General features: G+C 38.4%; 13 protein-coding genes. 11 read left to right on the top strand and 2 right to left on the bottom strand.

Annotation, left to right across the window (positions count from 1 at the left end):
• Positions 1-59 precede the first annotated feature (59 nt).
• The 6 genes from BLW93_RS00880 (at position 60) to ilvD (ending at position 4,678) form a co-directional block, all read left to right on the top strand.
• The gene (locus tag BLW93_RS00880; protein ID WP_076712226.1) at positions 60-524 is read left to right on the top strand and encodes a hypothetical protein; all 465 of its coding nucleotides are present in this window, start codon (positions 60-62) and stop codon (positions 522-524) included.
• Between the two features lies 1 nt (position 525).
• Positions 526-1,647 (top strand): radical SAM family heme chaperone HemW, encoded by a 1,122-nt coding sequence (gene hemW / locus BLW93_RS00875; RefSeq protein WP_076712225.1) that lies wholly within the window; start codon positions 526-528, stop codon positions 1,645-1,647.
• Between the two features lie 67 nt (positions 1,648-1,714).
• Positions 1,715-2,383 carry a tRNA (adenosine(37)-N6)-threonylcarbamoyltransferase complex dimerization subunit type 1 TsaB gene (tsaB, locus tag BLW93_RS00870; RefSeq protein ID WP_076712224.1) on the top strand — a complete coding sequence of 223 codons (669 nt, stop codon included), beginning with the start codon at positions 1,715-1,717 and terminating at the stop codon, positions 2,381-2,383.
• Positions 2,349-2,864 (top strand): ribosomal protein S18-alanine N-acetyltransferase, encoded by a 516-nt coding sequence (rimI, locus tag BLW93_RS00865; protein WP_076712223.1) that lies wholly within the window; start codon positions 2,349-2,351, stop codon positions 2,862-2,864. Before tsaB ends, rimI begins: the two co-directional genes overlap by 35 nt.
• The gene (locus BLW93_RS00860; protein WP_076712222.1) at positions 2,800-3,036 is read left to right on the top strand and encodes an HP1242/YdcH family protein; all 237 of its coding nucleotides are present in this window, start codon (positions 2,800-2,802) and stop codon (positions 3,034-3,036) included. The genes rimI and BLW93_RS00860 overlap by 65 nt, the downstream gene beginning before the upstream one ends.
• Complete coding sequence (ilvD, locus tag BLW93_RS00855) at positions 3,026-4,678, top strand: dihydroxy-acid dehydratase (protein ID WP_076712221.1); 1,653 nt, start codon at positions 3,026-3,028, stop codon at positions 4,676-4,678. The genes BLW93_RS00860 and ilvD overlap by 11 nt, the downstream gene beginning before the upstream one ends.
• 35 nt (positions 4,679-4,713) lie before the next feature.
• Here the strand turns inward: ilvD and BLW93_RS00850 are convergent, their stop codons facing one another.
• Positions 4,714-6,588 carry a hypothetical protein gene (locus BLW93_RS00850; RefSeq protein ID WP_076712220.1) on the bottom strand — a complete coding sequence of 625 codons (1,875 nt, stop codon included), beginning with the start codon at positions 6,586-6,588 and terminating at the stop codon, positions 4,714-4,716.
• A 12-nt stretch (positions 6,589-6,600) separates the two neighbouring features.
• A complete protein-coding gene (locus BLW93_RS00845; RefSeq protein ID WP_076712219.1) occupies positions 6,601-7,878 on the bottom strand; it encodes an OmpP1/FadL family transporter in 1,278 nt (425 codons plus the stop codon).
• A gap of 163 nt (positions 7,879-8,041) precedes the next feature.
• Here BLW93_RS00845 and BLW93_RS00840 point away from each other — a divergent pair, with 163 nt between their 5' ends.
• From BLW93_RS00840 to BLW93_RS00820, 5 genes are read left to right on the top strand one after another with little or no spacing between them, the layout of a single operon-like run.
• Positions 8,042-8,836, top strand: coding sequence for a sugar phosphate isomerase/epimerase family protein (locus BLW93_RS00840; protein WP_076712218.1), 795 nt, complete (start codon positions 8,042-8,044; stop codon positions 8,834-8,836).
• A complete protein-coding gene (def, locus tag BLW93_RS00835; RefSeq protein WP_076712217.1) occupies positions 8,814-9,338 on the top strand; it encodes a peptide deformylase in 525 nt (174 codons plus the stop codon). Before BLW93_RS00840 ends, def begins: the two co-directional genes overlap by 23 nt.
• 29 nt (positions 9,339-9,367) lie before the next feature.
• Positions 9,368-10,450: a peptide chain release factor 1 gene (gene prfA, locus BLW93_RS00830; protein WP_076712276.1), complete on the top strand. Its 1,083-nt coding sequence runs from the start codon at positions 9,368-9,370 to the stop codon at positions 10,448-10,450.
• On the top strand, positions 10,447-11,748 hold the full coding sequence (trmFO, locus tag BLW93_RS00825; protein ID WP_076712216.1) for a methylenetetrahydrofolate--tRNA-(uracil(54)-C(5))-methyltransferase (FADH(2)-oxidizing) TrmFO: 1,302 nt from the start codon (positions 10,447-10,449) through the stop codon (positions 11,746-11,748). The genes prfA and trmFO overlap by 4 nt, the downstream gene beginning before the upstream one ends.
• The gene (locus BLW93_RS00820; RefSeq protein WP_076712215.1) at positions 11,727-12,962 is read left to right on the top strand and encodes a LysM peptidoglycan-binding domain-containing protein; all 1,236 of its coding nucleotides are present in this window, start codon (positions 11,727-11,729) and stop codon (positions 12,960-12,962) included. Before trmFO ends, BLW93_RS00820 begins: the two co-directional genes overlap by 22 nt.
• The last annotated feature ends 127 nt before the right edge of the window (positions 12,963-13,089 follow it).

The following is a 13,089-nucleotide window of genomic DNA, read 5'->3' as shown; positions in this document are numbered from 1 at the left end:
AGTATGACAGTCCTATAATGCAATTATAACTTTTACTGAATATTTTAACGGGAGGAATCATGAAAAAAGCATTGATCACAGGAGCTATCACATTAATAGCCATGTCTGCACTATACACAACCTGTTATGCGGCCGAAAACGAAACACAAACCACCATTAATCTACCAGGAAATCAGTGGCGTGTCGGCCTTGACACAATATTTGCAGGAAGGCTGGAAAGAGACGGTAACGGAGCTCCTAAATATCTTTACGGTGTAACAGCAGGGCTAGGATTTGGTTTCAGATATTACTTTACAGTAAACGACGAATTGCAGGCAGTTCATCCTTACCTTGAAGGTGGAACGGCAACAATAATCTACCCATATTTCGGCGGAGGAATAGAATACGATCTTCCGAACGGAGATGATCCTACGGGAGAAAACGGAGCTTTCTCCATAGGCGGAGGTGTTTACTTCTTCAGCAAATTTTTCGGAGCCGACTTTATACCGTTTCCAGTAATTACTGTCTCATATAGTTTTAAATAAGATGATAGTAAAACACTTATACGTCCACGTTCCATTTTGCAGAACTAAATGTTCGTATTGTGACTTTTTTTCGACTATAGAGGTAGCCAATGCTGAGGATTATTTATATCTACTCAAGAAAGAACTTGAAATAAGAAAAATTACAGTTATGCCCGAAACAATATATTTTGGCGGCGGCACTCCTTCACTCATGCCGCCATTCTTCTTTGAATCAATATTGAATATTTTTCCGTCAGCAAAAGAAATAACAGTGGAAATAAACCCTGACGATGTTACATTTCAATATTTAAAAGCCTTAAAATCAGCAGGTATAAATAGAATCAGTATCGGTATTCAAACATTTCAGGAAAAACTCCTAAAAATGCTTAACCGCAGGCACGATTCTGAAAAAGCACTCAAAAGTTTACATACAGCAACTTCTATATTTAACAACGTCTCGGTAGACATTATGTTTGGCATACCAGGTCAGGATGAAAATAATCTGGAAAAAGATCTTTTAACGGCTACCGATTTTCCTATAACTCACATATCCTGTTATGCACTCACAGTCTACGAAGAAACTCCATTCTACGAACAGGTTAAAAAAGGCAGATTAGAATTACCTTCAGAAGAAAAATTCAGCAAATACTACGGGAAAACCACAAAAATATTGCAAAACAAAGGATTTGCTCAATACGAAATATCAAATTTCTCCAAGCCAGGATTTGAATGTAAACATAACCTTGCATACTGGAAACTAAAAAGTTATCTTGGTATAGGACCTTCTGCCGCTTCAATGCTTTCAAAAACATACTTTAAAAACATCAGTGATTATAAAAAATACAAGGAAGGCATACTTTCTGGAAACCCAATACTTGAAGAGAATCTGACTTTTAACGATAAAGAATTTGTTAAAATAAAGATTGCAATGGGATTGAGAAAAAACAGAGGAATTAAACTGAATCCTGAAGAAAAAAATATTTTCTTATCTGCCGTTAGAAAAAGTTCAGTTCTCCAAACTCTGTTGTCAAGCGATATAATTAATTTTGAGAACGAAATTTTGAAACTAAATCCAGACTATTTCTTACTGTCAACAAATATTATCGGAAAAATAATAAATGAAATTGAAGAACAATTTTTATGAATTCTTCCAAAAAAATTGGTATAATTTATAAGGATAAACCAATATTAACTGATGGGTGGTAAATTGGATGAAAATTCTAGGTGTTGATACTTGTCTGCCTCTTGGAAGTGTCGCTCTCATCGATGACAAAAGTGTCCTGTTGTCAAGAAGCTGGAACTCACCAAAGGAACATATATCAAAAGTATTTGAAGCGCTTAACTCTATTTTAGGGACAGGAAAAAACAGATTCGAACCCATTGACTTAATAATTTTTACCGCAGGACCCGGTTCTTTCACCGGTATAAGAATCTGTTTATCTCTTGCAAAAGCTTTCAAAGAAATCCTCGGAAATGAAAAAATCGGAACGGTCTCAACGCTGGAAGCTTTATCTTTTAGTTTCCTGAATGAAAAAACACCAGTATTTGTAATCATGGAAGGAAGAAAAAACAAATACTATATATACTGCCGCAACCGTTACGAAGTAATCGTAAAACCAAAAGACTTAACCATCCAGCAAGTAATAGAAGAGATAGAAAACATCCCTGGCAATCTAATAGTTACCGGCAACTACACGTCCAATTCCGAGATAGGAAATTACATACACTCTTCGAACAGATTAATAGAAAAAACAGCAAACACGTCAATCGCACTAAATGCGGCCCTCTACGCAGCAAAATACGGTTTCAGAAACTCCCTTGAACCCATTTATATAAGGCAACCGGATGCAAAACCTTCAAATAAGAACATGGCAGATTAAAGATCTGGAAGAAGTGGAAAAACTCTTGAGACAAATTTCAACTTACACTGGTAATGTAAAAAGGGATTTCTTTTCTCAACTATACACTGGAAAAGTAGCTCTAACCGATGGAAAAATTGTCGGTTTTGTTTTATACTGGATATTAGAGAATGAAGTTGAAATACATGCTGTTATAGTTGACAAAAACTACAGGAAAAGGAGTATCGGAAAAGCACTTATGGCCTCCATTATAGATGAACTTGCTTCTTTACAGAAACCGTTCACTATCTTTTTAGAGGTATCAGAAAAAAACATACCTGCACTAAAACTTTACCAGCTCTTTGGCTTCAAAAAAGTAGCCGTTAGAAAAAACTACTATAAAAACGGAGACAATGCTCTTGTTTTAATGCTCAAAATAAACCCCACGGAGGTAAAAGATGTACAGAGACGAAAACCTGAAAAAACTGGCCAGGGAAAAGTTCCACCACTTCGCAACACTTGAAAGGAAACATCAGGAACTCGACGACATTATAGATAAATTAGAAAAGAAAGCCTTCCTAACACCATCTGAAGAAGCCGAACTCGACAGGATGAAAAAGGAAAGGTTAAGGCTTAGAGATGAGATGGTAATGCTTATTAAAAAGGCTCAGGAGGCTAAAAGTAATGAGAAGTGATGTTTTAAGAGAATTTGAAAAACTTCCGGCTCGTGCACTAATGATGGCAACAGGCATTAGAAGAGAAGACATTGATAAACCTTTAATTGGAATAATTTCAAGTTATACCGACCTTGTACCAGGCCACGCTGACATGTATGCTCTTGAAAGATTCATAGAAAGAGGAGTTGCTGCCGCCGGCGGCACTCCTTTTATTGTTAGAGTCCCAGCTATATGTGACGGCATAGCAATGGGACATGAAGGAATGAGATTTTCTCTTCCTTTGAGGGAAATCATAGCCGACTCTGTTGAAGATGTTGTTAATGCACATCAGCTTGACGGCATAGTTCTTCTAACAGCATGCGACAAAATAACTCCCGGTATGCTAATGGGAGCGGCAAGAGTGAATATTCCCGCAATAATTGTAACAGCAGGACCGATGCTTGCCGGAAGAAGAGGAAAAGAAAGGTTAGACCTCGTTACTCACACATTTGAAGCTATAGGAAAATACAAAGCTGGAGAGCTAACATTAGAAGAGCTTCTGGAGTATGAACAAACAGCATGTCCATCTTCAGGTGCATGTCAGGGAATGTTCACAGCAAACACAATGGCATGCCTTACCGAAGCTTTAGGAATGTCTCTTCCCTACTGTGGAACATCGCCAGCACCTCTTGCCGAAAAAAAAAGGATCGCAGAAGCTTCAGGTGAAAAAATTGTAGAACTTGTAAAAAAAGGCATAAAGGCAAGAGACATCTTAACGCCTAAAGCCTTCAGAAACGCAATAAGAGTTGACCTTGCCCTTGGTGGCTCAACAAATACCGTTCTTCACCTTCCCGCTATTGCTTACGAAGCAGGAGTTCCCTTTGATATTAAACTATTTGACGACTTAGGTCGTGAAACTCCCAAGATATGCAGCATGAGGCCTGGTGGAAAATATCTTATGGAAGACCTTCACTACGCCGGTGGAATTCCCGGAGTTTTAAAAAGATTGCAAACATTAATTGAAGACAATCCAACCGTTTCAGGCAAATTCATTAAAGAAATTGCATCAAGTGGTAGAATATTTGATGAAGATGTAATAAGACCAATGGACAACCCATACAAGAAAGAAGGTGGTCTGGCGATTCTCTACGGAAATATTGCTCCAGAAGGTGCTGTTATCAAACAGGGTGCCGTAAGTGACAAAATGAAAATCTTTAAAGGAACAGCAAAAGTTTTCAACTGTGAAGAAGACGCTATGAAAGCCGTAATGAACGGAGAAATAAAGCCGGGGCACGTGATAGTTATCAGATATGAAGGGCCAAAAGGCGGTCCCGGCATGAGAGAAATGTTAGCAGTTACTGCTGCTGTTATGGGAATGGGACTTGGAGAATCTGTTGCCCTCATAACAGATGGAAGATTTTCAGGGGGAACGCACGGCCCTTGCGTTGGACATATCTCACCGGAAGCTACTGAAGGCGGTATCATAGGTATAATAGAAGATGGAGACGAAATATACCTTAATATCCCTGAAAGAAAACTGGAACTTCTGGTTCCGGAAGAAGAAATTAAGAAGAGGCTTGAAAACTTCAAACCTCTTCAAAAAGAAGTGAAATCAAAACTCCTAAGAAAATATGCGAAACTTGTATCTTCCGCCTCAAAAGGTGCTGTTCAGGAGATCTGATAAAAGGGGGAATTTATTCTCCCCCTTTCCTTAAATTACTGGAAGAAATCCTTTATTTGTTCTCTTGCAGCTTTTTGTGCATCCTGTAAAACTGTTTGATCAGCTAAATAATCAGAAACTTCAGGATAATAAGAGATATTCGTTGTCAATAAAAATCCATGATTCACGTAAGCCGATGCATTACCAAACATATACCATCCAGAAGCAGCTGTAACATTTGAAAAATCAATAGTCGTATAGTTATTAAACCCTGATACTCTTGCCAGAGAAAGGTTTGAAACATAAGGAAGAATAGAATCTCCATAAGCTGACTGAATTATCGTTTTACTAACGGAGCTACTACTTGCCAGATAAGCAGGATCCGAAGGATCAAGTAATGTCTGAAAAACAGCCATTGTAATGAAATAATCCATTGAATTTCTTTCAACTCCAAGTGTTTTTACCATTCCGGCTATCATCTCATTCGTTGCAGTATCAAGAATAGAAACAAGATTTGCCGCTCCAACATTCAAAACTGCTCTGGAAATCGTATTGTTAGTAACACTATCTATACCTAAAAGAGAGCTGCCAACTATACTTCCAAGTGACATTCCGACAAAATCAATATTCTTTGGAACATCATTTACACCATCACCATCAATATCAAAATTACCGTCGGCAAGTGACCTTAGCAGAACTCTCGTATCAAATATTGATTGATAAAAATTCAATCTATCACTTCCCGGATTTTCCGTAAGAAAGCAACTTCCGGAAACATTTTCAAAACAAGAGGTATAAGGATTATCCGTTGCTTCTACTCTATCACCGTGATCCGGCAAATCTATTGCAACAACTGCATACGGAACATCAGCTGTTAACAACTGAGCAACCGTCCTGTTTCCCCCTAAACCGTGCAGAAATATATAGACAGTATCATTGTAAACAGCATAATTAGCACCATTATAAATGGAATAAGGAACAGCTTCCAGAGATTGCTCTCCTATATTAAAAGTCATAATAGTACTATTTGTTCCGTTAACAAATCCAATATACGACGCAGCAGCACTTGACATAACGGAAGCTTCTATGCCTCTATACTCAAGAGGAACACTGGCATAATTCAAACCGGTAATGAAACTTTCAAGATTATCCGCAATGGTGCTGTTTGTCAGAGCTCTCTTTATAACTTCAAAATCATTTACAGACAGAGTCTTATTTGCCGCAGTAAACGTAAACATCTCCAGAACATTATCTCTGGTTAAGCCAAAATTCGGCAGGACAGAATCATAAATCGGTTTATACTTCTCCCTCAAAGCCTCAAGTTGAGGATCAACAAGTGTGTTGTTCGACTCAAGCTCCTTATAAATGGCTGGCTCCAAAATATCACCGGAGCCATCCTTTATGCCATTCTCAAGAGCAAAAATATACTGATGACCGGCATCTAGATGCTTTACAGGATAAAATTTTAAAAAGTTCCCATCCTGACGAAACGTGAGCTTTGATGTTTCATCCACATCCAAACAAGCCGAAGACGTTCCGTTAGACACAGCACAAGTATAAAAATCTGTAAGATCTATAAGCTTATAATGTTCCGCAACATCAGTTAAAGTCTTATCATTTATCAAAGGAACGGCAATAAACATATTCGGACTAAAGCCTTTTATATGAAGAGCATTAATTGCCCTGTAAAGTAATTTTGTAGCATTATCCGACGCTTTATCAACCGGAAGCGTTACATTGCCACCATATTGAGCCCAGATAATATCATTTGGAAACGGTATTTCCTGAGCTGAAGGGTCAAAAACAAGACCATTCTTATCCACTGCCATCTCAGTCCCCGGAACCGAAGGTGCGTTTTCCGTTTCGGCAAGCTTAGTGCCACATGAACTAACTGCAACCATTATAGTTAAAAGTGCAATCCACTTTCTCATCGTTTACCTCCGTTAAAATGTATAGCTAACAGTTACGCCGTATCCCCAGAGATGACCATCGGCAGAAAGAGAAACGTTTCCGTCATCATAACTCTCATTAAGCTCAACACTCTCTCCACCTATTTCTCGCTTGCTTTCAGCAACACTATACTGAACAACGGTATCTACTTTTACACGACCAAAATTAAATCCAGCGCCAAAAGAGTAAGTTTTCTTATCAGCGTCAGGCCAGGCCATATCAAAAGTATGATCCGGAATAGGTGAAGGATCGTAAAAATATCCTCCCCTTAAAGTAACAACATCGTTCACAGCATAAGAAACACCAACCCTAACCTGCCTTGTATCCTGCCAATCTCTTACAAAAACTTCATGCGTCTTTCCCAGGATAGGTGTTTCAAAGCTAACAACATACTTATCTATTGTGCTCCAGTGCGTCCATACAACATCAAGTTCAATAGAAAGCTTATCATCAGGTGTGTATCTTATACCGCCCTGTATCTGCTCCGGATGATCAATTTTCGTAGTTGCATTGGTATAGTAAGAAGTCCCTTCAATTTCAACACTTCCGGTAAAATCAGTTTTCGCCCTTGAACGATAAGTCAAACCAAGAGCAACCTTTTTCGAAGGTTTATACATAAGACCAAAGTTATATGAAACGTTAAAGTTATCGGAAAACTCAGACTTAATAATCTTGTTATTTAAAGACGGTAAAGTCGGAGCATAAATTCTTCTCTGTGTACCTGCATCAGAACGACCAAGAGAAACACCGAAACCAAACGTTAAATTGTCTGTCAACCTAAAAGCCACCGTCGGCGTAACAACACCTCTTATGTAATAAGATTCAAAACAGTTATACGCAGCAGGATTGACAGAAGGATCTGAATTCCATTTAATATGAAGACCGTAAGGAACATAAGCAGCAATACCTAATGCAAAGTTTTCATTTATTTTTGCACCGTAACCAGCAAAAGGAACCAGAAGCGTATCCGAGACATCAGAAAATGTTACGTCTGAAGGCAAAACAGCATTACCACCTCCGTCAACGGCAGTAAAATCGTGAATCCGCAGAGTCGGATCTAGAACTTCAAAACCAAAAGAAACAATTTGGCCCTCAAGCTGCATCAAACCGGCAGGGTTATAATAAACAGCATAAGGATCATCTGCCGTAGCAGAATACGCACCACCGAGTGCCGTTTCTGCAGAACCTATACCAAACGTATCCACATTACCGCCGTACGCAACAGAAGAAACGGCAAAGAAACAGGATAAAAACAGCAACAGTTTCCGCATCCCTTCCTCCTCAAAAAGATAATAATTATGGAGATTTTATCATATACAAATAGATGAAAAAGGAAAGCCGGAGAAACTTTCCAGCAGGCAGTGCAATCCATTCTTGCCCTAAAGTCAATAACTGCATAAATTTCTTTTTACGTTAGTGCCGAGAGGATAAAACATGAAAGTTACAGCGCACATTCCGGGAAGAGACATAATAAATAATCCCGAAAGAATATACCGAACATTGAACAGGAAGTTCGGAATAGAGCTACAGATAACTGCGGACGTTCTAGAAAATGTCCCTATGAAATTCTTTTCCAAATTAGCAGAGATGGTGGGAACCAAACCTATAACATTCCATGCTCCATTCATGGATCTAAACCCTGGAGCGATAGACAGATACGTGAGAGAAGCAACCATTAAGCGATTTAAAGAACTTCAACCTGTCGCAAAAATTTTGAATCCTGAAGTTATCGTTTTTCATTCGGGATTCCATCCCAGAAAAATCCTTCCAGTTTACGACAGATGGATAAAAAACTGTGTAGAAACCTTCAAACAGGTGTGTGATATGTTTCCCGATTTCAAAATTGCCGTTGAAAACGTTTTTGACGAAGTTCCAGATTATTTGAATGAAATTCTAGAAAAAGTTAATACCGAAAACATCGGCGTATGTATAGACGTAGGGCATTTAAATCTCTTTTCAAAATTTCCTTTAAAAGACTGGCTAAATCGTTTCAATAATAAAATTTTTGAATTCCACATCCACGACAACGATGGCGTTAACGACCTCCACATCGCTGCCGGGAGTGGCACAATAGATTTCAGCGATCTATTCTCATATCTAAAAACGGAAACTTCCGATTCTCTTATTCTTACACTTGAAGCAAAAACGGAAGAAGATCAGCTAAAATCATTCCAATTCCTAACAAACAATTTAACAGGAGATAACAATGGAAATACGAATATATCCTGATGAAGCGCTTAAAAAACATGCCGAAAAAGTGGAAGAGTTCAACGAAGAGATAAGGAACATCGTAAACCAGATGTTTGAAACAATGTATGAGAAAGGGGGCCTCGGATTGGCAGGCAATCAGGTAGGCATTTTAAAACGCATTGTTGTTATTGACCTTAATGCTGGAAAAGAAACGGAAGGAAAAAACCAGATTGTTCTCATAAATCCCGAAATCATAACGATGGAAGGAGAACAGCTTAATCAAGAAGGATGCCTCTCACTACCCGGCCTTTACAAAAAGGTCAAAAGAGCAGCCTATGTAAAGGTAAAAGCCCAAAACGTTGACGGTGAAGATTTTGAAATAGAAGGTGAAGATTTATTGGCAAGAGCTCTTCAACACGAAATAGACCACTTAAACGGAATAGTTTTCATAGACAGGTTATCTCCTCTTCAAAGAAGACTTGCTCTTCAACGCTACAAAAAGCTAAAAAGAGAATACGAAAGAAAAATGAAGAAGAGATAACTGGAGGGCATCCGAAAATGGAAAAAGTCATAATAGAAAGACTGGAAGAGATAAGTAAAAGATTTAAAGAGATAGAAGGCCTTTTAAGTAACCCGGATGTCATATCGGACAGCGGAAAGTATAAAAAACTTGCAAGGGAACATAAAGAACTTCAACCAATATACGAAACTTACCAGAAATATAGAAAAATAGCCAGCGGTATTCAGGAAGCAATAGACGTAATCCATTCAGGAGAAGATGAAGACTTTATAGAACTTGCAAAGGAAGAGAAAAAAGAACTCGAAAAAGAAGCAAAAGAACTTGAAAATCAATTAAAAATGCTCCTGATTCCCAAAGATCCGAACGATGAAAAGAACGTTATCCTTGAAATCCGTGCAGGAACAGGTGGAGAAGAAGCAGCACTTTTTGCAGCAGATCTGTTCAGAATGTATTCAAGATATGCTGAAAGGAAAGGCTGGAAAATAGAGATTCTCTCAGCAAATGAAACAGGGCTCGGAGGATATAAGGAAATATCTGCCCTAATATCCGGGAAGGGAGCCTACAGCAGACTAAAATACGAAAGCGGTGTTCACAGAGTTCAAAGAGTCCCTGTTACAGAATCCGGCGGTAGAATTCACACATCAGCAGCAACAGTAGCAATCCTTCCGGAAGCTGAAGATGTTGAAATAAAAATAGATGAAAAAGACCTGAAAATCGACACTTACCGCTCATCTGGGGCAGGCGGACAACACGTCAACACAACAGATTCAGCAGTTAGAATAACCCACATACCAACTGGAATAGTTGTAACCTGCTCTAACGAACGTTCCCAGATTCAAAACAGGATAAAAGCTATGAAAATCCTACGAGCAAGGCTAAAAGAACTCTACGAAAGACAGCAAAAAGAACACCTCGATTCTACCCGCCGCTCACAGATAGGTAGCGGAGATAGAAGCGAAAAAATCAGAACTTACAACTTCCCGGAAAACAGAGTGACAGATCACAGAATTAAACTAACCCTGTATAATCTTGAACAATTTTTAGATGGTGAAATGGATGAAATGATAGATGCACTTGTTGCTGCTGAACAGGCGAAGAAAATAGAAAATCTTGTTTCAAAGGATAACGAATGAAAAAAGTTCACATCATAGGCGCAGGACTGGCAGGAAGTGAAGCAGCCTGGTATCTGGCACGTAAAGGTATTCCGGTAGTTCTTTATGAAATGAGACCCAAAAAATTTACTCCCGCTCACAGAACCGACCTTTTCGGAGAATTGGTTTGTAGCAACACACTTGGCGGAATTGACGTAACAACGGCAAGAGGCCTCTTGAAAAAAGAGATGGAAATTTTTAACTCTCTCATAGTAGAAGCTGCGAAAAAAACAGCAGTTCCGGCAGGCGGTGCCCTTGCCGTAAATAGACAGGACTTTGCAGCATATATAACAGAAAAATTGTCTCAGCATCCTCTCATAGAAATTATAAGAGAAGAAGTAACAAAAATTCCAGAAAACGAAATCACAATAGTGGCAACAGGCCCTTTAACGTCAGATACTTTCTCCAGATACTTAATAGAATTTTTAGGAGAACAATCCCTCTCCTTTTACGACGCAATAGCCCCCATTGTATATGCAGATACAATAGATTATTCTAAATGTTTCTGGGGCTCTCGCTACGGCAAAGGAGGAGACGATTACCTCAACTGTCCTATGACAAAGGAGGAATACGAACGATTCTACAACGCACTCATGGAAGCAGAAAAAGTTCCTCTAAAAGAATTCGAAAAAGAAGCATACTTTGAAGGTTGCATGCCAATAGAAGAAATGGCAGAAAGGGGAAAAGAAACACTACTCTTTGGCCCCCTTAAACCCGTAGGGCTTACAAATCCGAAAACAGGGAAAAGGCCTTATGCAGTAGTTCAGCTCAGAAAAGAAAACAAAGAAGGCACACTGTTGAACCTTGTAGGATTTCAGACAAAACTCACCTATCCGGCCCAGAAAAAAGTTTTTAGACTTATACCTGGGCTTGAAAACGTAGAATTTGCAAGATACGGAAGTATTCACAGAAACACTTTCATAAATTCCCCAAAACTTCTACTGCCCACACTCCAACTAAATAAAAATGCCAATATCCTTTTTGCAGGACAAATAACAGGCGTTGAAGGCTATCCAGAATCCGCCGCAACCGGTATAATAGCCGGCATAAACGCGGAAAAACTCATAAAAAATACCGAACCGGTATATCCACCACCTACAACAATAATAGGCGGTTTGTTAAAATACATAACAGAAGCTGATCCTGACAGGTTTCAACCTATGAATGCAAACTTTGGACTTCTTCCAGTAGTCAAAGCAAAAGGAAAAAGAGCAAGAAGGAAAATACAGGCTGAAAAAGCTCTAAAGGATATAAAAGAATGGGCTGGAAACGTTTTATAACAACCATAACAACAGCTGCGGTAATTTTATCCGCTTCAGCTTACTGTAAGGAAAACATTTACAAAATAAATATCATAAAAGTTAGAAAAGCTGAACAAAAAACAGGAAAACACATCATCTATTACAAGGTTAAACCGGGAGATACTCTTTACGGAATACTTAAAAAATACGGACTTCCTCTTAAAATGATCGGTGAAGTGATAAAATTAAATAAAATTAAAAATCCAAATTTAATACTAAAGGGGCAAGTTTTAAAAATTCCCCTTCCGGGCGTTAAGAAAAACAAAAACAAAAAAAGGTTTAGGATTAGTAAAAATGTAATGCCCGATTTTTCTCCTGTAATAAATGGAAGAGGCTCAAAAATATATAAAAAAGGTATGATTCTTTTAAACTCAGGCACGATTAACCTTCAACAAAATCCTGTTATAACAATTGCAGGCAATAGTTATATAATTGATTTGAACAGAAACTTAACGAAGCAGGAAGTAAAAGAACTACAAAATGTTGGGTATAAAATAATAAAAAATAAAAAGCAGCTCCGGAAACTCGTCGAAGAAAACATCCTGAATACATTCGGTTCTTTTGAAGCAAACGGAACAATAAAATTAGGCATCTTTGACAAGCTAACTTACCACTATGACTACCTCATATATGATATGGAAACGGGTAGCACAAAAATATTCAACATGACACCGGACACCCCAAAAGAGTTAAAAAATCTCCTCGCAGCATACGGAATTACAGTGGAACAACCTAAAATCAAAGTTGAAAGAGGAAACCCTGGTACTGTTAAAATTTTAACAGGGACAAACATAGAAAAAATTATAGAATTAATACACATCTTAACAGGAGAAAGAGCTGTAAAGGACGGAGGCGGGTACAGCTTCAATAAACTTAAGATCTTTGTAGTGAAAGAAATGACCTCGCCGGAAGAGATAACAAAAAAGAAAATGGCAGGATTCACAATCGTAAAAATATATCCAGACATGAGAAAAAATATAAGAGAAGCTGTCAACGCAATTCCTTTCGCAATACAGAAAATAAGACTGATAATAGTAGAACCACCGGGAACAGAGGGCAAACGTTCAAAATTTGAAATCAGAGGTTTTTCGATAGATACACCTAAAAACCATTATTTCGTAATACCCGGCGTCGAAAAACCGGAAGAAATCCCCTATATGGTCGCAAGAGGTATAAACTTAATAATTTACTAATATCCATCATCCTACCATCATCCTGAGAGCTTCCCACTTACGTCATTCCGAGGCTGAGGCTACATCATAGTAACCGAAGAAACAGAATAGTTCTCTACCTTAAATATATTGCTTTTGGCAATGATAT

It is taken from the genome of Desulfurobacterium indicum (assembly GCF_001968985.1).
GTDB classification, from domain to species: domain Bacteria; phylum Aquificota; class Aquificia; order Desulfurobacteriales; family Desulfurobacteriaceae; genus Desulfurobacterium_A; species Desulfurobacterium_A indicum.
Note: the sequence above shows the minus strand (reverse complement) of the source record. Positions and strands in the feature narration are given on the sequence as shown.